The sequence below is a fragment of the Vibrio sp. 1641 genome (genome assembly GCF_033339995.1).
Taxonomy (GTDB): Bacteria; Pseudomonadota; Gammaproteobacteria; order Enterobacterales; family Vibrionaceae; genus Vibrio; species Vibrio alginolyticus.
Genome location: NZ_JAWOVP010000014.1, coordinates 17978 through 37202 on the forward strand (window position 1 = coordinate 17978; position 19225 = coordinate 37202).

At 51.4% G+C, this 19225-nt stretch carries 24 protein-coding genes; all 24 read right to left on the reverse strand.

Annotated elements, in window-relative coordinates; genetic code table 11:
- Positions 1-21: 21 nt before the first annotated feature.
- Positions 22-225 (reverse strand): hypothetical protein, encoded by a 204-nt coding sequence (locus R7Z47_RS19935; RefSeq protein WP_000050848.1) that lies wholly within the window; start codon positions 223-225, stop codon positions 22-24.
- 201 nt (positions 226-426) lie between these two features.
- Entirely contained in the window at positions 427-2880 is a 2454-nt protein-coding gene (locus R7Z47_RS19940) for a phosphoadenosine phosphosulfate reductase (protein WP_001187970.1), read from the reverse strand.
- A gap of 87 nt (positions 2881-2967) precedes the next feature.
- A complete protein-coding gene (locus tag R7Z47_RS19945) occupies positions 2968-3354 on the reverse strand; it encodes a hypothetical protein (RefSeq protein WP_000042274.1) in 387 nt (128 codons plus the stop codon).
- Between the two features lie 232 nt (positions 3355-3586).
- Entirely contained in the window at positions 3587-4141 is a 555-nt protein-coding gene (locus R7Z47_RS19950; RefSeq protein WP_001093868.1) for a hypothetical protein, read from the reverse strand.
- Positions 4142-4214: 73 nt separating this feature from the next.
- Positions 4215-4646 (reverse strand): hypothetical protein, encoded by a 432-nt coding sequence (locus R7Z47_RS19955; RefSeq protein ID WP_000687894.1) that lies wholly within the window; start codon positions 4644-4646, stop codon positions 4215-4217.
- A 60-nt stretch (positions 4647-4706) separates the two neighbouring features.
- Positions 4707-6332, reverse strand: coding sequence for a DNA cytosine methyltransferase (locus R7Z47_RS19960; protein ID WP_000201432.1), 1626 nt, complete (start codon positions 6330-6332; stop codon positions 4707-4709).
- A gap of 77 nt (positions 6333-6409) precedes the next feature.
- The gene (locus tag R7Z47_RS19965; RefSeq protein WP_000410925.1) at positions 6410-6712 is read right to left on the reverse strand and encodes a hypothetical protein; all 303 of its coding nucleotides are present in this window, start codon (positions 6710-6712) and stop codon (positions 6410-6412) included.
- 77 nt (positions 6713-6789) lie between these two features.
- A complete protein-coding gene (locus tag R7Z47_RS19970; protein WP_000209093.1) occupies positions 6790-7134 on the reverse strand; it encodes a hypothetical protein in 345 nt (114 codons plus the stop codon).
- A 191-nt stretch (positions 7135-7325) separates the two neighbouring features.
- Positions 7326-7679 (reverse strand): hypothetical protein, encoded by a 354-nt coding sequence (locus tag R7Z47_RS19975; protein ID WP_000994741.1) that lies wholly within the window; start codon positions 7677-7679, stop codon positions 7326-7328.
- A 68-nt stretch (positions 7680-7747) separates the two neighbouring features.
- Complete coding sequence (locus R7Z47_RS19980; RefSeq protein WP_000651508.1) at positions 7748-7939, reverse strand: hypothetical protein; 192 nt, start codon at positions 7937-7939, stop codon at positions 7748-7750.
- 57 nt (positions 7940-7996) lie between these two features.
- On the reverse strand, positions 7997-8272 hold the full coding sequence (locus tag R7Z47_RS19985) for a hypothetical protein (protein WP_000340223.1): 276 nt from the start codon (positions 8270-8272) through the stop codon (positions 7997-7999).
- Positions 8273-8276: 4 nt separating this feature from the next.
- Positions 8277-8729: a hypothetical protein gene (locus tag R7Z47_RS19990; RefSeq protein WP_001176699.1), complete on the reverse strand. Its 453-nt coding sequence runs from the start codon at positions 8727-8729 to the stop codon at positions 8277-8279.
- Positions 8719-9108 (reverse strand): hypothetical protein, encoded by a 390-nt coding sequence (locus R7Z47_RS19995; protein ID WP_000026577.1) that lies wholly within the window; start codon positions 9106-9108, stop codon positions 8719-8721. Before R7Z47_RS19995 ends, R7Z47_RS19990 begins: the two co-directional genes overlap by 11 nt.
- Before the next feature lie 61 nt (positions 9109-9169).
- Complete coding sequence (yfaE, locus tag R7Z47_RS20000; protein WP_001102700.1) at positions 9170-9394, reverse strand: class I ribonucleotide reductase maintenance protein YfaE; 225 nt, start codon at positions 9392-9394, stop codon at positions 9170-9172.
- A 65-nt stretch (positions 9395-9459) separates the two neighbouring features.
- Entirely contained in the window at positions 9460-10344 is an 885-nt protein-coding gene (locus R7Z47_RS20005; protein ID WP_000477209.1) for a hypothetical protein, read from the reverse strand.
- A 73-nt stretch (positions 10345-10417) separates the two neighbouring features.
- Positions 10418-10918 (reverse strand): hypothetical protein, encoded by a 501-nt coding sequence (locus R7Z47_RS20010; protein WP_000793769.1) that lies wholly within the window; start codon positions 10916-10918, stop codon positions 10418-10420.
- Positions 10919-11008: 90 nt separating this feature from the next.
- Entirely contained in the window at positions 11009-11548 is a 540-nt protein-coding gene (locus tag R7Z47_RS20015) for a hypothetical protein (protein WP_000018872.1), read from the reverse strand.
- Positions 11549-11812: 264 nt separating this feature from the next.
- Positions 11813-12148: a hypothetical protein gene (locus R7Z47_RS20020; RefSeq protein WP_001071288.1), complete on the reverse strand. Its 336-nt coding sequence runs from the start codon at positions 12146-12148 to the stop codon at positions 11813-11815.
- Between the two features lie 61 nt (positions 12149-12209).
- The gene (locus R7Z47_RS20025) at positions 12210-14006 is read right to left on the reverse strand and encodes a VWA domain-containing protein (RefSeq protein WP_000039318.1); all 1797 of its coding nucleotides are present in this window, start codon (positions 14004-14006) and stop codon (positions 12210-12212) included.
- 84 nt (positions 14007-14090) lie between these two features.
- A complete protein-coding gene (locus R7Z47_RS20030) occupies positions 14091-15368 on the reverse strand; it encodes a DUF3150 domain-containing protein (RefSeq protein ID WP_000170086.1) in 1278 nt (425 codons plus the stop codon).
- Positions 15369-15567: 199 nt separating this feature from the next.
- Positions 15568-16578, reverse strand: a complete 1011-nt coding sequence (locus tag R7Z47_RS20035) for a YqaJ viral recombinase family protein (RefSeq protein WP_000706865.1) — start codon at positions 16576-16578, stop codon at positions 15568-15570.
- Between the two features lie 62 nt (positions 16579-16640).
- Entirely contained in the window at positions 16641-17630 is a 990-nt protein-coding gene (gene bet, locus R7Z47_RS20040; RefSeq protein ID WP_001282585.1) for a phage recombination protein Bet, read from the reverse strand.
- 94 nt (positions 17631-17724) lie between these two features.
- Positions 17725-18255: a single-stranded DNA-binding protein gene (gene ssb, locus R7Z47_RS20045; RefSeq protein WP_000987165.1), complete on the reverse strand. Its 531-nt coding sequence runs from the start codon at positions 18253-18255 to the stop codon at positions 17725-17727.
- A 60-nt stretch (positions 18256-18315) separates the two neighbouring features.
- Entirely contained in the window at positions 18316-19224 is a 909-nt protein-coding gene (locus R7Z47_RS20050) for a hypothetical protein (protein WP_000739139.1), read from the reverse strand.
- Position 19225: the final 1 nt, after the last annotated feature.

Sequence of the window (19225 nt, forward strand, 5' to 3'; positions counted from 1 at the left end):
GTACCCGGTTGGGTTACTTAGTTATCTCGGGTCAAGCTGCTTAGCTATAGCGAGTAAAAACGGATGGAATGGATGATCTTGCGGGACACCCCCAACAAGCTCACGGGCTAAACCGACTGAGTTTGTAGCCAACACCTCTTTGACGGCCAGAATGATTTCATTGTCGATTTCATCCTGGGTCTTTCGTTGTTGGTCCACCAGCCGACTTAACTTGTCTAGGCTCATGCTTCTCTCCTTTGTTTGTGGGAGAGAACCCAGGAGGGGTTTCCTCCCGAGGGGTTAGGTTATTGCTGTTTTGGGCCAGCTACCGTTATAGCCAGCAAGCGCTGACAATGAACAAAGAGTATGACAGCCACCTAAAAGGGTAAAACGCTGTAATTGCCCTTTTGGGGTGCAAAAGAAAAAGCCCTCCCGAAGGAGGGCTTTTTATGCGGCCAAGGACAAGCCTTGCTGTCCTCTTTGCAACTCTGTGTCGTCGCGGCGATGTAAGCGTTGAACCGCCTTGATCATCGTTCTGACATGTCGCTCCAAAGAGGCTGGATGGCGTTTTGACAGTAGGTTGATCCAGTCGAGATAGATAGCAAGCGCGGAACCTTCGGTTAGGGCTGCCTGTATCGCCTCATACTGCCCTACGGCACTCTGGACCACATCATTCACCCACTGGGCGTCAGTATTGTCCAAGAGCTCGCAGAGGGCCGTATAAGCCTTCCTTCTGGTCGCGGCCATGTAACGACGAATGTTGGCGTTTCCGCTCCCCTCTCGCCCTTCCATGACGCTCATACAGAATGCGCTGGAGTAACAAAGCATCGCGTCAGTCACGTAGTTAAACCATCGCTCCTGATGCCGTTTCTGTTCTTCCATTGCTTCCTGGTCAAGTTGCTTCTCGATGAACAACCCCGTCGGAGTACGGTGGTGCAGATGGTACTTGAACGTTAAGTGCAAGTTGACCCACCAGCGTACCGTTGCCAGTCTTCCCTTGATTTTTCGCTTCACCAGATCTTTGTACTTAGCATCGCTAAGCACTTTGACATCCTTGCGCTGTTGGATTCCTTCCATCGTCTGTAGCCCTGTAAGGCCCATCTGGTGGTAGGTTTGACCTCTTTGCATCATACGGTGATACAAAGCGCCTTTTCCTTTCGCAAGCTGGATTGCTCCGAACCGAAGGTAGAACTGCGCTGCACTACCGGGCGTATAATGTCCCTTTAGTACAGACTCCCTTAGTCGCGGGTATTCGTTCCAGATGATGAACGCAGCGGAGTCGGGATCGACTTTCACTTCATCATCTTCTGCGAAGCAAACCACCCTTCTCTTTCCGTCTGCGGTATTGATCACTTGCGCTGCCAACGGGTCATCCCCGCCGTCAAAGTAAGCCATTTCCGCTAACGGATCGGCCAAGCCATCAGAAAGCGAACCATCGCCCCAGCGACCAACCTTCAACCACAATGGCTTCGGAATTGGTGACTGAGGAACGGTTTCACACTGCGGCTCGTCTTCCAGCAAGTCCAGATCACCCATCGACCAAACCCTGTGGTAAATCTCCAGGGCATGGAAAGGCTTATCATTGAAATGATGGAAGGCCCACATGAAGTCGATATGGACTAAAGCCTCTTCCGATATGATCCGGAATTGTGGCTCTGCCATTCGACGGTTCCAGTCGTTATCCTCTGCTTGACCAGTAGCCAGCTTGTATGCCAGCTCATCAGCTCTCTTTTGCTCCATGTAGTCCATGCTGCAACAGACATGAAGCAATCGTTCTAGGAAAACAGGACTGTAAACGTCCGGCTGTATTTTGATGTATCCGCCCTCGTAAATCGTTCGACCTACGGGATGGCGGTCTTCCCATGCGTACCGGCGTTTTGCCAAGTAGCGCTGGATGCGGTTCAGCCCCGACATATAGCCATGCCTTTCAGGGTCCGTGGCAAGCAACGTCTCCATTGACTTATCCAACCCAACAGCCTGGCAAGCCCAGCAACCGAAGCGAGCGCCACAGGCGTCACTGGCCTTCTTCTCTGTTGCCGACCACACGCACTCCCCTGTTGCCGCCTTGTAAAGCTCTGCCGTAGTGACATTGCTCTCCAAGTAACTTGGCAGAGGATATGCTGAGCCCATGCCAGCGGATAGTAAGAACTCCCAGACATCACTCGCCAACCAGTTTTTCACCACATACAGCTCACCCCCATCTTTCGTCTTAATGACGCGATCTGAGCTTCCTCGCTGTTTTGCAATGTTGGCCGCACGAATAGTGCTTTCAGCATCACGACTGCCCAGCAAAAGGCAGACTTTCTGTCGAACCTCTTTGGGAAGCTCTCGCATATAAGCTGCCTTCGCTCTTTTGGCAGAGGTGATTTTTAAATCCTGGCTACACTGGCGGGCCGTGGAGTTGGAAAACGTAGGCAACCCCCTCCCAGTAAGGATTCGGCCCGTCCAACTCTGCGAGATCCCAGGCTTTGCTAGAACGATGGTCAGAGGAAGGTTTTCCTTCGCAATGAAACGCTCCAGCTCGGCCAGTTTCTGATCCGCCAGCCACCTTACCTCTGGGCTTTCGATCAGTGTGTCAGTGTGCAAGATGAAGTGGTGCTGGCTGATGGTCGCCCCACTCCTTACAGCCCGGATCAGGGCCATCAGGAACAGGTGCAAGACCGTTTCAGAATCTTTACCACTGGAATAGCCGATCATCATGGTCCACCCATCAATTAAGGCCGTGTGAATGGACTCAACCGATGACGTGATCAACGATGACAGACTGGTTCCTCTACTGGCATCAACGAAGTTCAAATCCTCGTTATCAGTCAGTTCTGACCAAACAGAATCCCACTTATCCCCACGCAAAAGCACTGGGATGGGTTGTTCTGATAGATCAAAGTTTAATGTTTGTTGCATAGGGCCTCCTGGATTAGCAGGGTGCCCATCCCTTCCGGGAAAGCACCCCGGTAGGGTTAAAATTGAATCCTGGCTATCAGACCTGAACTAGCTGCTACTCGACATCTGGTTGTCTTCGTATTGCTGCTTGGCCTGTTTCACCAGATCAATGTCACCGTCTTGCAGCTTTTGAATATCAAGCTGTAGACGAGCCTTGTGTTTCAACAGTTCAGCGACCGCATTATCAATGTGATCAATGAGCGATTGGTTTTTTTGGATGGTGTAACTGTTGAGTTCATCGAGCAGGGGCCATGCAACACTCGAATGAGTGTTGAGCAATGGGTACTCTGCTTCGATCTCACAAACCACACCGTTTGCTCCTTCTCTGTAATGAGGGAACCCGACACGCAGACCGATACGACGATCCAGCGCTGCATTTACAGTACATTCCAAAGAAGTTCGGTTTGAAAAAACATCGTTGACGTTTTTAGACATGCTATATCTCCGTTCAGTTTATGACGGAGCCCCCCTAACAGGAGGTGCTCCCGTCAGGGTTGATAATTTGCTGTTTGTTTTTGGCAGCCAGCTACCGCACTTGAGCGCCTAAGGCACTTTCCGAAGCACCCTGGGAAACCGAGATGCTTGGGAAAGCGCGGGGTTTCCCCCTGCGCTGATTACCCTTTTTAAGGGGCCGGTACGCCGATTTCTCGGCGCACTCAGGTTGAAGCTACACAGTCAAGAACCAACGTTTCATAGGGACGGTGATGTCTATCATCCCGTTTCCACATGGATTCTGGCCCCAGAATCTGTAGGTCGTCTCATAGAAGTCAAACTCAGACAAGGACTGAATCTGCGCTTCTGAGATCGGCTCAAATGGTCCACCGCAACCGATGTGCATATTGAGCCCATAATCTCGAAGCTCTAGCTCTCCGAGATTTAGCGTCTTCCCGCCCACACAAGCAACCAAGTTCTGGTTTCTGACGTCGCCTTCTTTGAACAGCAAAGCTGACTCATCGTAGCTCCCATATTGGTTGGTAAACTTCACAATATGCCCGTGCTTAGGTGAGGTTTGTTCCGACAACTCTTTCAGTAATCGCTTTACGCTTTGAAATCTCGCGTACAGAGCTGGCGTAAACTGCCCAGAGTAGTTCAAGTTTGGGCAGATCATTTCAAGCATCTCATCAGGTACAGATTCAAGCCCCATTTGCGCGGCCAATGGCTTCGCCTTTTTCAGACCTTCCTCAAGCACTCTCTGATTTACAAGTTGTTCTAATGTGTTCATTTGACTCTCCACTTTCGAGAGAGCAATGCAAGCCGTCTCCGGACTTACATTGCCCGTTAACGGCTTTATTGGTTTATCCCAAGAGGTACGGAGCTACGCCAGTCAGGAAGCCCATGACTCCCAACACAGCGCCAACCACGCCCAATTTGATTGACAGTTGGACACTTTGATCCGGATGGTTCCAGAACCACTGCCAGACTTCCCAGCGCCTGGCTCTGCGAACCTCAAGATTTACAGTGTCTTTAAAACGAACACCCAGAGCATCTACCGCATCGTAATCCAGCGCGACCGCCAGCTTTGTGATGGATAAATTCCCAGGGTTGCCCATCGCATACCGGAGAACCTTTGCTTTGGTCTCTGGGTTTACGATCATAACCGGCTCCCTCCTGAAAAAACGGGTCTTGTCTTTTCGCTTGGAATCCATGTTGCGGTTATGGAACCTGGCAATGCAGTGTTGAAGGCCTGAATCCTCGGGAGGTAAAGGCACAACAGTTTCGATTTTCATGATTACTCTCCTTTCGGATAGGCCGGAGCAAAGGCCTTTCGGCATTGCCCCGGTGAGTTACTAATGAACCAAAGATGAAGTGACCATGATTGCGTCTCCGGACATCATTACCGGGAGATATTCGCAAGGCTCATGGCCGCAGCTCTTTTTAGTTCCGTTAGGTGAATAGACAGCCAATTGACCATCCATAATGTTGAAGGGCATCCCCTGTTTTTTCGCTGCCGGTGACAGCTTGAGAGTGCCCTTTGCGTCAACCAATGCCGTTGCCCAATGGAAGTCTTCACCACCGATCACCGGCTGTGATTCATCCACGACTTCGACCATGATTGGCATCATTCCAACCCAGCTCCACAGGCTGTTCCCTAATGCGAGGGCTAAAGCCTCGAACGCGGGAAAGACTACCGATTGCCCGAGAATCTGGTGGGCAATAGTGTCCGACAGACCTTGGATGAGTTCCTCTGGTATCCCTTTCACTCGACAATGTTCTGTCGGTGTAAAGATGCGAGACAACTCCGGCTGTTCTGGATGAACAATGAAAGGTTCGGTACTTCTGCATTTTGCATAGTCCTTACCTATGGTGCCGCAAAACTCATCGTCGCCAGTCAGAAGCTGGCGAGAGAACCCCTTGCCAGCAGCTTTGTCTCTCAACTCCTTCTCAGCCAGATAGTCAAATGACTTCCAACGTTCAGAATCGAGCGGAACTGGCTCCAGGATGTCCTGTATGCGACTTTCCTTGGTGCGAACAGGCTGAACCTTCTCAAGTTCAAACCCGTCGATCCCGTGGGAAAGCGCAACAACACAAAGACGCTTGCGGCGCTCAATAACCCCAAACTCATTGCCGTCGAGAATGCGCTCTTGTAGGGAGTAACCCAACGAAGAGAGCACCGAACGAATCACTTCCATCGAAGCGGTGTTCTGGTACTCAGGCACGTTCTCAATCAGCACAACGGCTGGGTTTAGCGCTTCTACGAATTGCAGGAAGTTGAAGAACATGGCACCTGCCGCCTCATGCGATTCGGCAAACTCCAACTTGTTCTTACTGCGACCTGACTTTGACGCGCCGGTACACGGTATGCCCCCCATCAAAACATCCACCTGTGGTGGGCGTTTGCTGAGATTCACAGCCTGGATTGGCGATTCGATAACAATAGAATCTTCGTTCCAAAGCTCCGGGTTATTTGCCAAAGACGAATCGAGATATTTCCCTTCCATCTCCACGGCCACAGATATGGCACTGGCAATTCCCGCCTTGTGAAAACCGGCGTGAATCGCTTTATCAAGCACACCACCCCCATGAAAGAGGCTGCATACCGAAAGCGATTCTCCATTCTCCAGCTTACTGATAAGCCGGTTGACGCGCTCGATCACTCGCTCTTGTTGATGGTGAGCAGAGATCACAATTGCGCCGTTACGGATGAACACGCGGAGCATCTCTACACCGTCAAAAACGGTAGCAAGCTCCTGCACGGTCAGATCGATGATTGGAGACACCCGGCCATTGCGCTCGCGCTTACTGATGGTGAACTTACCCTCCTCTTTGACGCGAAGCACAACCTGGGAATCTTTCAGCTCCAGATCATACTTCATGCCAGGATAGTAACCTTCACGCAGTAGCTTTTGGCCTTCCAGCCAGACGCGCTTCTTGCCTCGATGTTCTCCTAACTTGGTGTTTACGATAGTAGCCATGAGCTCTCTCCTTTCGGTTGAGAGGCCACTACCGTCCCAATCGGGAAGTAATGGCCCCGATGGGTTTAAAGTGGTTCTCAGTTCACAGCGATGCCGTGAGACTGAATGGCATTAGCAAAGCCAGCCATTTGTTCAGGGAAGGTGTAGCGGTTGATGTCCTGGCTGCGAGCCAGATTGACATGCACCTTCTTCACCTTCGTTTCGTCAGAGTCGTACTTTTCAAGCGCCAGCTTCTCAGCTTCTTCCGGATCTCGGCCCAGCGAGTAGGCGTAAATCACAGAGGTGAAGCCAAGTCCTGAGCCGAATGCGTAGACTTGTTTCTCGAAATGGACGTCAGCGAAATAGATGCTGAATCCGGATTTGAGGTTATGTTTTTCCATGATGCACTCCAAATAGTTTGGGGGCGCACCACGTCCCGAACCGGGCGGATGCACCCGGTTTAGGGTTAGTAGATTGCTCAAGCTGTTACGCCAGCCTGAGCCTTTATTGCTTCAAGCACGATCTCTGCTTCCTTGATAGAACCAGTGCTGTACAGCTTATGCAGCACCCGGCCAAGGTTCACAGAGATCTTTTCTTTCACTTGGAGATACTTGACATAGAAGTCATACAGTTTCTCCGCCTGCTCAAGGTGGGACATGCTCTCAACGGGAATGGTATTCCCTGGATTGCAGTACCACTTTCCGAGCACCTTTTGTACAAATCCCTCTTTGTCTCCTACGAACTGATTTGTGCCAAACACCCCACTGGTTGGTGAGCGTTGAATAACAGAAATCGGATTCGCAAAGCTGGCAAGAGTAGTCATAGTTGTGGCTCCATGTTTGTCAGGGAACCACCAGCCCGAGGGGCAGTGATCCCCCAAGGGTTATGTAGAATGCTGTTTGTTTGGGGAGGCCAGCTACCTCACTATTCACTCTCGACAGAGAGCAAAATCTTGCTTTCCGAGGGGCACAAACTTTCACATGTGAAAGTCGATGCCACTGGGAAAGCAGGGGGTTAACCCCCCGCTTTAACCCGCGCTAAGCGGTTTAGGATAGACTTCACGCCTTCCCTTACTCCAGATGGATCGTAACCTGCTTCATCGCAGCAGACCACAAATGAGAATGGATGTACCTCATCGGACATCACCCAAGCCATCGTTTCCTGCTTGATTTCACTTCCAGCTCGACCATCAGCAAGGACTCTAAGGCTATGCCATAAAAGCCCATCACGTAACTGCCTTACCTCATCATCAGTCCATTCAGGCTTTGGCTCAAATGGAATGACTTCTGCGGTCTTCGGCTCTTCATCCAGGAAGAAAAGCGGCAGCTCAAGCTGGTTTTCCTTCTGGATCATCTTCACTGCATTCATGGTGACTCCTTTTACGGGCACCATGCCCCCACAGGGGCATGAAGCCCCCAGTGGGGTTACAGTCATAGTTACTTCACGCCTGCCAGTTGAGAATTGATGTTCTCTTCCAGCCAGCCTTGAAGCGATTCAAGGTCACGTTTGTCTTCCGTATTGCTGGCTTTACGTGCATCTTCCGACACAGCGCTCAACATGGCGTTAGCCTCAGCAAGTGATTCAACATTGTTCCCAGGGAACACAATCGTTTGACTGTGATCTTTCATGGTCTTCTCCTTTGAGAATGGAGGACCGTCTCCCATCAGGAAGAGCGGCCCCGTGGGTTAAAAGTAAAAATCCTCCAGCTCTTCATGGTCAGGCTTTCGCTCAACTGGTCGAAGCAACTCAGCTTCATCAGCGAACTCAAGCTCAGGATGAAAAGCAGGATGAAATCCTCGATGCCAGACTGGACGGTCATTATCGAGGTCTAAGTAGCAGTGCCTCCCACTGGCTGGGTGATAGCAGTAAAGCCACTGTCTACCACTAACGGTAAACGGCTTCTCTGCACCTCCACATGCCGGTACAAGGTTATCTGCTGCTATATGCGCTACAGCATCCATAGGATCAGTCCTCATCTTCGTCATCACGAACACAAAGATCACGAGCAACTATTTCCGCAGCTATCAACGCATAATCGTTGCCCTGCCAGAACCACCGCTCCGCCAGCTCATAGGCTTCGCTGGAAGGTTCGCCATAACCATGAGCCACCACGTAATCGTGGAACACTTCATGATCAAATGCCTTGCCATCAGCTTCCATGAACCAACCGACAGGGCACTCCAGAATGCGATGCCTTACGACATCTCGCTCTGAATACCCCTCTCTGACGGCTTGCTCCAACATTTCCCGCGACATACCAGGAGGAGTGATGATCTCTATGCTGATCCCGTCACTTCCTGCAAGATTGTCCTCGTATGGAAGACCGGCAAGTGTAAGGTGATTGCGCTTGCACCAGCCGATGGTCCGAAGTATCCGACTTTTGTCAGACTCCCTGGCCGTGTATCGGTTAAGCTGCATAGCCACCTCCAGCACACTCCCCATCTTCGATTTCACTTCCGAGCTCGACCATTCCAATCAGGTCAAGCTGGGTCATGTCCGAATCCAGAGAGCAGTCAATTGCTGACTGAATGATGCCTTTGTGGGCCAAGCCTAAAACGGACTTAATAGTCGAAAGCAGAGACTCGGCTTCGCTCTCGATTTGCTCCAGAATGTCTTTCCATTCCCAGTGCTCAAACGGTTGCCAAACGACCAGATCCTCAGGCTCGTCTCCCCGTTCGACACACTCAGACAAATACTCATAAGCCTTGCACCAATTCTCTTGTTGGCCCAGTTCACTGAGCACTAGAGCGGTAGCATGACCGTATGCGATTTGTTCAACTTTGGTATTGATAGACATAGTGTTTCTCCTCGTAATGGATAGAGGAGCCCCACCCGCAGGAAAGGCTCCTCCGGATGGGTTAAATTTCCAAGGTCACATCGGTTTTTGCTTTAGCGCAGCAAACCAACACTTCCCCTTCTTTGACAAATGCGATGGGCGTCTCGTCATAGGCCACTTGACCTTCGAGTAGACGAACCCGGCACATGCCACAAAAGCCACTGCGACAATGCGTTTCAACAGTGAGGCCTTTGCTTTCGATTTGCGCCAACAGCACATTGTTGCTGGCTTGAAGTTGTACGTTCATGGTCACGCTCCTTTGTTGTTGATGAGCGCGACCAATCCCCTCCGGGATGTCACGCCCCGGTTGGGCTACTCAGCAAGTGCATAGACACCTACCTCGATGCGAATAAAGAACCTGGCATCTTGAAGAACTTGCCTGACCTTTGCTTGCCAGTGGTTGTTCTCTCGATGCTTTGCGTAGGGTTCAATCTCTTTGTAAATCTGCTCCAGCTTCAACGTTTTCCCCTGTAGGGTTCGGCGTATTGCAGCTTTCCACGTAGTCGAAACCATATTGGTTGCTCGACGGTGTACGGCAGCAAGAAGACAGAGCGATGAGGCAACGTCGTTACGACGAAACACCAACAGCTTTTCATGGGCGATACGCACCAGCTTCCCGGAATACTGAGTTCGGTCACTCACACAGTTGTGCTGTGTTTTGATGATCTCATCCACCAGCTTCCCAGGTGCGATACGTTCCACAAGGCTGGACAGGTTGAAATAATCCCCATCGCGCCTCAGGTTTCCCATGAGGATTCCGTAATGCCCTCCTCGCTCACAGGCGTCATGAATATTCATAACGGCCAGCTCAAGGGCTTCAACGAACTCAGGCAAATTCATGCGGCTCATATCCCATTTGTTGGGCTCGCCCCACTGCTTACCTGAATACTGGATCATGTCCCAGTAAGGAGGGTGCCACCAGATCAGGTGTGCAGGCTCTCCGAGGAACGAAAGGAAGTCATCCCGCAACAGGTTGAACCCCTGATGCAAGTCTGTCCCTTTGAAACGGACACCAAGTTCATTGGCAACGTCGATGCTAGAGCCACCCCCAACACTTGGGTCTGCCACCAGCCCGTTCGGCTTTCTCATGTAAGACTCAATGAAGTCTTTAACGATAAAGCCCGAGCAGTTGCCTCGGTACTTGTTGTTTCCGTAAGGCCCCCTGTTTTCGTAGGAGCATACTGATGATTTGAACATGGCGTCCTCCATCATAGATGGGGCGCACCATGCTCCCATCAGGGGCCGGTTCGCCCCTGGTTAGGGATTAAGATCAAGCGTTATCTGCATACCACCAGCTAAGGCGATTGCAATCACGAAAGAAGGTTGCTTCATCAGGAGCCTTCATCATGACCACATCACCTTCGCAGTAGGTGCATAGCTCAAGCGTTGCTTCATTTTTCCAAAAGGCACTGCACCCCGATTCTTGATACACAACCTCCCATTTGGGATGTCGCAAGTACCGATGGAAGAAATCGAGAGTGTCACCATAAGGGAAGTTGAAGCGCTCCATCACTGAACCATTTTCTGTCAGTTCAGGTTTAACCTTGCCGGTTTTCAAGCGCTTCTTGATGATGCGCTGAACCCAACGAAGTCGTGCAAACAGCCGATTGGTGTCTTTCTCGTACCACTGGGGATTACGCTTGCTCCAGTAGAGCTTGGCGAAGATTTCCCCGGACAAATCCTTCATCTGGTTTTCGTTGAGCTCATCAAGAAAACGTCGAGAAGGTTTGTCGTAGTCAAGAACTGCTTCCAAAGCTGATAGGTTTTTCATAGGGACTCCTTATTGCGATTGCGGAGCCCCGTCCCCTCAGGGCTATCGGAGCCCCATAGGGTTAATTAGGGTTAATGGTTGAACGGCGATTTATCGAGGGTTGGTGAATCGAATGGCTTTACCAACGAAATCGGCCATCAGTCGATTCCCAGTAGAGCTGAAATAGCTCTGCCACTCTTTCCAACCACCAACGGATTCCACCGAGCTTGGAGACTCGAAGATACCCCAGATACGCATTTCACAACCTCGTTGCAACACTCGGTTTACCTGGTCAACCAAGTATTCCTTGTTCTGCAATGAAGAGAGGTTGCAAGGCATCTGCATGATCAGCTTTTCAGCTTGCTCGAAGTCGATTTTTTCAATCAACCCCGTGCGGGTATCCACAGAGAATGGAACCACCTGTTGACCGTGGTTAGACCACAACCAATGGGTGATATAGATCGGATTAACGCCAACTTCCGCTGGCACCAATACGCTGCCGCAAGACCGCAACAGCCAGACCAGACGTAAACCATCGAATCGATCCAGAGACTCCACATCGGTAGTGATGTCATCCTGGTAGATTTCAGGCAGCTTATGTTCGGCGGCGAGAGAGATCATTACGGATTTGAGATTGTTCAGATGAGACATGTGTGCTCCTTAAAGTAACTTGGGCACACAGAGCCTGTCAGGCGCAGTGCGCCCTTAGGCTGAGGTTGAATGCTGTTTGTTTTTGGCGACCAGCTATCGCACGTTTCGCCCTCAGAGAGGACAAAATTCACTTTCTCAGCAACCCTCAATGAAGGCCTCTGAGAAAGTGGGAGGGTATTCCCTCCTCACTTTGATTGTTCCACGAGAGCTGTGTGAACAGGAACGCTCAAACTGCCCTTTTCGGGTGCAAAGCTCAAAGACGCATCAACTGCCCCGTCTTTTCAGTTCTTCGACCAGATGTTCAGGCACCTTACTCGCAGTACAGGCCAGCAATACATCGAGGCCTACCGGCTTGTGAAAGCGCTTATTTGACCAGGAATCGCCAACTGATGACTTTGCCCAGTCGATTGCTTGCCCAAGACTGTGGAACTGCCGCCTGCCTGTGTATCCCATACGACTATCCAAAGTAACACCCTGGAACAGTCTCCAGTACATCGGAGGAATGCGCTTAGCAAGCAGTAAAAAAGGCGTCTCCGGCACTGTAGCCCTTCTACCTTTGTTCCGATGATACAAATCCAAAGATGAATGGAATTGGTTCATAGACTCTCCAAATAAAAACGGCCACCCCCGAAGGGATAGCCGTTTGTCGTTTCACTTCCTGTTAAGCTGCAAAAGCAGTCAATGACCGCTCCATCAACTTAAACAGTGTGCGTTGCAGAGCTGCCGCATCATCAATGACAATGTTCTTTTGGAACAGTCCTGACACTGCGGTAGTCTCTACCCCTATGCCGATCACCTCAACATCGCTTCGTTCACAGAGGTCAATCACTGAGCGACATGCCGGGGCGCTTTGAGGCTGCCCGTCAGTCACTACGATCAACATTTTTCGCTCTTCACGGGTCTTGGTGAGTTCAAAAGCTGCATACCACATAGCTTCCGCCATAGGCGTACCGCCAGTTGCTTTGAACCCAAACCGACCGGCCCGATTCTGAACCGTATCTCCATGCTTCACGACACTGAACACTGGCTGGTTCCGGTTGCCACCAAAAAAGGTGACTGCCGGGTTTACGCCGGGTATTGCTTCCAGAGCCATCGAAATAGCCAAGGACGCTTCCCGCGCAATGTCTTGACGCTCCTTTCCATTGGCGGCCTTGTAGGCCATCGAGGAGCTCATATCAACCAGGATGTGAACCGCCGTATTAGGGCGTTTCTTGGCTTCCGGCTTGAGGAATACGCGGGTATCACCCGTCACTACACGATGTAGTTTCCGAGCATCCACACGCTTCCCTGATCGTTGGTTACGGTGAGCAACTCGCTGGCTGGCCTGGACCAATCCGTAGAGCTGCGTTCTTATCTTTGAAGTGGTGCTCTTCACATCCCCTACCAGGCTTTTGCCAACAGCAGGGTTGTCCTGGGTGTTCACAGCAGAGCGAACAGTCATATAGCTACTGTCCCCCTTATCTTGAGCCACCCGGTTGAGCTCGGCTTTAAGTGCATCATGCGCGTCACCACGCAAATCACCGGCACCGGCATTCAGAACCTGCTGGAGCATTTTGGCCGCGTCTTGTTTCGCCGCGTCAGAATTGCCACCAGCCTGGCTTTGTCCTGCCTTGCTGCCACCATCAGTATCCGACTTGCCTTGGTCGCCCTGTCCTTTCGGATCAGATTTCCCGTTAGCATCGTCTTGCTTCTGGTCTTTACCTTGCTGATCACCACCATTGGCATCAGGCCCTTGGTTTTGATCGTTACCACTTCCGCCCTGACTGTTCTGAGGTTGGTTGCCACCAGCATTCTGCTGGTTGTTACCATCCTGACCATTCAGGGGCTTTTGCTCTTCTTTCTCCTTTTCCTCCTCGATCATCTTGATGATTTGGTCGGCCAAGGATGTCACCTCTGCGGTTGACTTAGTGTTCACAGCCTTACGCAGTAAAGCGTTCAGCCGAACAACAACACCCTGAGGGAACACGCGCTCGAATACGGGGGTAGCCGAATCGAGATAGGGTTGAAGGACGGATTGCCCTACAGCCTTGGTTTGCAACCAGTACAAACAAAACCCTGTCAGAATGGAGGCAGGGGCCTCTTTGTCTGTGACGTGCTCGTAATGACCAGCTTGAGCCATATAGCGAGCAACCTCATTCAGGGTCTGCGACGTACCGGGGAAGAGTTCCATCATGGCCCGTTCTATGCGGCAGTCCTCCAAAACGTTGGACAACTCAGCATGAAGACCTCTGCGGCGCTCAACACCAAAGTCCGTAAACCGGACATGGGCTGCTTCATGGGCCAAATACCCCCAGACAGCATCCATGTGAGGATAGTCGTCGGGGATATTCGGAACCACGATGGTCTTACCATCGGTGTATGCGTCATCGTTACCGATGGCGACTTTGACACCGAGTTTTTCACCATAGGCTGCGGCCACGATTGGTAGAGCGCTGTAAATGGTGCGTTTTTTGGACATATCTTTTCTCCTGGTAGGGAAGGAGATAGTCCACCCCTGGAGGGAATGGCTATCCCCTCCGGGTCGGTTTAGTTGAAGTGACTATTAGAAGAAATAGTCGCCATCGTCGTCAGTTTTAGGCAGCTCCTGGTTGAGAGGCTCCTCTGTCGGCTCCTCTTGGACAGGCTCTTGCTCTACCGGAGTTTCCTCAGGCAAAACCGGCTCATCCTCAACATCAACGCGCTCTTCTCGAACCACATCACCGGCATTGGATTCATCTTCCGATTCACCCTCGCCTCGTTCTGCAAAACTCTTGAAGAAGTTGTCGATGTCTTCATCCAGGTCAACAGCGTTACCACCGCTGTTAGTCTGTTCTGATTGAACAGATTCAGTACCACCTACCTGTTGCTGCTTGGTTTCGCCACCCTCTGTTGCAGGGATAAGCTCACCGGCTTTATCGCTTTTCTGTTCGGCCTTTTCATCTTTAGAACGGTCCCCCATCTGGGCTCCCGAACCGCCAATGTCATTAGCCATGCCCTCTACAGTAATCGAGCCATTGGCATACTGCTCGATGCGGTCCCTCTCGCTCATGATCAGCACTGCGGCCACGACCTGATAAAAGAAAGGCGCAACGATGTTTCGGCCATCGGCATGTTGCTCGTATCCCCGGAGGGTTTGGTCGAGCAGCTTGACCAGAGGGTTAAAAGCGCTGTTCAGGAAGCTAAGCCCATCCACCTTGTCGCGGATGTTACGGAGTGTCTGCCGAGTAGTGACCGCACATTGGTCTCGACCGGCCAAACGTTCCATATAGAACTTATTCGCTTCCTGAACCACTTCGGAGATGAGATCGTCACCCAAGCGCTCAACCTTGCGGTTAAGGCGTTTGGCGTTGGCCTCATCTTCGTTCACAGGCTGGATCATGAACACCTGGTACTCAAAGCCAATCCGCTCCTCGACCGTTTCCTTTGGAAGGGCTCCGGCACGGATAGCTCGTTCATACTCAGGGTTCTCCTGACACCATTCATCCACGGCTTTGTTGTAACCTTTGATGAAATCCTGTTTCAGTTGGTTAAACTGAAAGTTTATGTCATTCAGCTTGTTACAGATTTCATCGGTCTTGCTGACGGGTACGGCAAATCCGTTCATGAACGGCATACCGAATTTCAGCAGGAGGCGACGAGTTTCTGTTTTCAGGCGATGAAAGCCTTTCAGCTTAGCCGGATCACAGATCTTCTTACTTCCCAGTTGAGCTACTTTCTCAGGTGGAATTTCACCACCCTCGCCCAGCTTGAGATCAGATGCAGACAAACGGGTTTGTCCACTCCAGATGTCAAAGTCTACGTGGATAACACAGAGGCTTTGTAGATGGTTCACTTTAGTCATGATGCACTCCAAAAAGTTGGGGGCGCACCACGTCCCGAACCGGGCGGATGCGCCCGGTTGGGCTAGTAAATTAACGTTAATTTGCTGTTTGTTTTTGGCGACCAGCTATCGCACTTTTCGCTCTCCGAAGAGAACAAAATCTTGCTTTCCGTTGGAGACTCCCAGAATCCCCAAGGGAAAGCGGGGGAAAATCCCCCACTCACCAGTAGAACGTCTCTACTTCTTCCGGCAAATCATCAAGAGGAGCAAGCACGTCCTCATCAACAATGTACCGTGGCTTCACAGAGCCAGTAACCGTTACACGGCACCGCTCTGATGACTTCTCTCTGTACTGGTCAACATCCTCAGGCTTCACGCCTGACGCCTTATCAGCCAACAGCTTTTTGTAGTCTACCCGGCCAGCCGCTTTGTATCTCGTTACCATCACACCGCAGTAGTCGGCATGGAAGTATTCCCCCATGAGGGACTTCATGGTGTCGAGATGAGGCTTTTGCCTTTCTTGAAGCTCAGACAGTCGCTGTTTCAGCTCCTGAATCTCAGCATCATAGAGGCGGTATTCCTCAGCAGCAGCAATCCAACGGTTGACCTCTTCACCTTGCGGTATGTACAGGTCTCTCTCTGGATCTTTGTCGGGCTCCTTCTTGTCTACTACCTGTTGCCAGAACTTTTTAGCCTCGGCCAAGATTTCTTGAATCATGGCTTCGTCTCGGAGTATTGGAAACTCCTGAATCTGACCTTCAAAGTAGAAGACTAACCAGCCTTGCTTGGCCCCCGTTACCAGGAGCTGGTGTTGCACCTGCGGGTAATAAAGCTGGTATGCCTTGCTGTTTGCTTTCTCAGCACAAACATCTTCCCAGACAGTCGCACTCGGGCTTTTCAGCTCGACGGGCTCCCCGTTATCTCTCAGGCCATCCAGGGAGGCCCTCATGAGCGGGTATTGAACCGATTCGACACAGGCGGGGAGCAGCATGTCATCATACTTCTCCTCGAAAGCGCGTCTTGCAGCATCTTCGTTTTCTATCCCCCGGCGAACCAGCGGATTAAGACTCAGATCGACTTCACGCGCATACCCAGTCTTCTCGGCCCACAGTCTCCATCGTGTTTTGTACGGAGACCGATTGAGCAGGATAGCGGCGTCAGTGGCTGTTACACCTTGACGCCGCCAATCAAGCCAATCTTCCTCTCGTTGCGATAGGTTGACTATTTTCATGGACCTCTCTCCAATGGTTAGGAGGGAGATCTCCCCCAGCGGGGGAGTCCCCCCCGTTGGGGTTAGTAGTAACTGCCTTCCGCGCCCTCCTCTTCTGTAACAGGGATCATGTCCTCGTCACTCAAAGGCGGCATTTCTTCGGCACCAGGTTCAGCATTTGCAGAACCACCAGCGGCGGACTCTTGCTCGTGCGCTTCCTGGTAGTCAGGTTTCGGAGGCTCCATTTGATCCATCTCCTTGTCACGAAGGAATTGAGTCGCATATTGCAGTTCCGAACCTTCATACCGTCCCTTCACATACTCATGCGCCGCAGACCATGCGTTTTCAGCAATGGCGCGATTTGCGAGTTTGGTTAGGATCGGGTCAAGCTCTTTGTGCTCAATAGCCAAAGGCTCTTGGCTTTGAACTTGAGATGGTGAAGGGAGATTGGCAATAGCCGGGTTAATGGCCGATGCCTGCTCCATTTCACGGATGCGTTCAGCTTCATCCTGGTCATAAATACCAGAGAAACCAAATGCGACACGAGAACACTGGATCAGCGACTTGTGCCGGAGTTGACGCTTGGTGTGCGTTTGCCAGGGGCCATCAACAGTGTAAGCACCATTGCGACCTTGACCCTGAAACGGTTCACGGTACACCTCATCAATGAACTCCTTGATGCGGATAGGGCGAGATCTGTCCTTACGGTAAATCACGCATTCAATCCACTCAGGGCAGTCAACTTTCGCCCCCTGCATTCTGACCATCTTGTCCGAATACACGAACTCGACGCCATCATACTGGGGATGCTCGTTGATGATGCGGCTCCAACCATCAACACCTACTACCGGAATGATCCCATTTTGCTTGTCAGGAAACGCATAGATTTCCCGAGTGAAAGGGTTCAAACCGTACTGTTCAGCCACGATCAGGAGCGTCATCATCTGCTCATCGGTCGGGGCACTTCCATCTCGCTGCTTGAATGCGGTCGCCTTCAAAGTTTCATAGAACTTTCGGGTGTCCACGCCAAACCGGCTTGCGATACGGGTTACAAGAGATTTGTTATCAGACATGGTGTTTCTCCAATTCACGAATGAACGGTTTGAGGACACCATGACCCCCTCGGGGCATGAGTGCCCCCGTGGGGTTTAGTAAGAGTTGGCGGTGTTACCCGCCAGCCAAGTGGTGCAGCCGCATGAACGGGATGTCATCATCCCAGCCATCAGGAGCGGGACCATAGCCTCCGCCCATACCACCTTGCGGTGCTGATTGCTGCACAGGAGCAGATTGCGTACCGGCTCCTGTACGTTGCCCTTTTTGGGGCGCTGCACGTTGAGAGTTGTCCTGAGGTGCATTTCCACGACCACCAAGCATCTGCATTTCAACGCAGTGTACTTCGGTGGTGTAGCGCTCGATTTGTTGGCTGTCAGTCCACTTCCGGGTGCGGTTGCTCCCTTCGAGATAGACTTGGGAGCCCTTTTTCAGGTACTCACCAGCGACTTCTGCCAAACGACCTTTAAGCACAATACGGTGCCACTCAGTATGCTCTCTTTGCTCGCCAGACTGCTTATCGCGCCACGTATCCGTTGTTGCAACGTTGAAGTTGGCAACGGCAGTTCCGCTTGGCATGTAGCGAATTTCCGGGTCAGAACCGAGATTACCGACCAGAATTACTTTGTTGACGCCTTTAGACATCATGACCTCCAAGTTATTTGGAGAGGGCCAACGCCCCTTTCGGGGAGCAAGCCCCCGTAAGGGTTAAAAAAAGTGATCCTCTTGTTCGGCGTCGATCTCTGCCAGGCGAATCAGCTCAGATACAAGGCCAAGCCTTTCTGCATCTGCTCTTACTTCGTCGTAGCTGAAACCAAACCGTTCAATGAGGGGTTTTAGTGAATCAAAACGCTCGTAGTCGAAGGTATCACCCTGTTCATCACAGAATGCCACCAGCGGCTTCTCTACGTTTGAAAAGTCATCCGCGAAACGCTGTTGCAGGTAAACCAACATCAGCAGGGGTTTGTGACCATGTTCCGGGCGGAGTTCACCAGCGCCTTCCAGCGTAGCTGGATGGATAGTGTTTTCGCCTAGTCCAGTGCTAACCCCAAGCTCATAACCGCTGTCAGTACGCATCAGCACACTGGGTAGCAAGTCATTTGAGCCTTCGCTCCGAGCAACCTCAAAGCCGATTAAACCGGCTCCTTTGGCAAAAACCCCAGCAACAAAACCTTTGAAGAGGTTTATGTCACCTGGAGGTAACTCAGAGGGCGGAGATAACAGCCAGTTGAGAGATCCCAAGCTGGCTGTTTGTCCGGCTGAAACATTCCCCCCTTCCAGCACCGTCTGTGTCTCTGCGTTTACCAGCACCTCATCCAGAAAGGTGTACCCCTGGCTGAGAAACTGTGACACATACTGGCTTTCTTTGTCCTTGTAGGACATTGGGATCGTGTCTGGGCCGTTAGCTTCAAAAGGTCCTTCGAGCTTTGTCTCAGACCAATTTTCAGCTTTCCCATCAGTGACGGTTCGGCGTAGCTCGACCATCGTGAATTGGCCTGGCTCCGAGGAGCTGGGCTCCCGGAGCAACTTGTAGCCAATGAAGACTTCTATTGTGGTTTCGTCATTGCCCCACTCTTTAGCAGTGTAACGACGGCACAAACAGTCATTTTTCTTCATG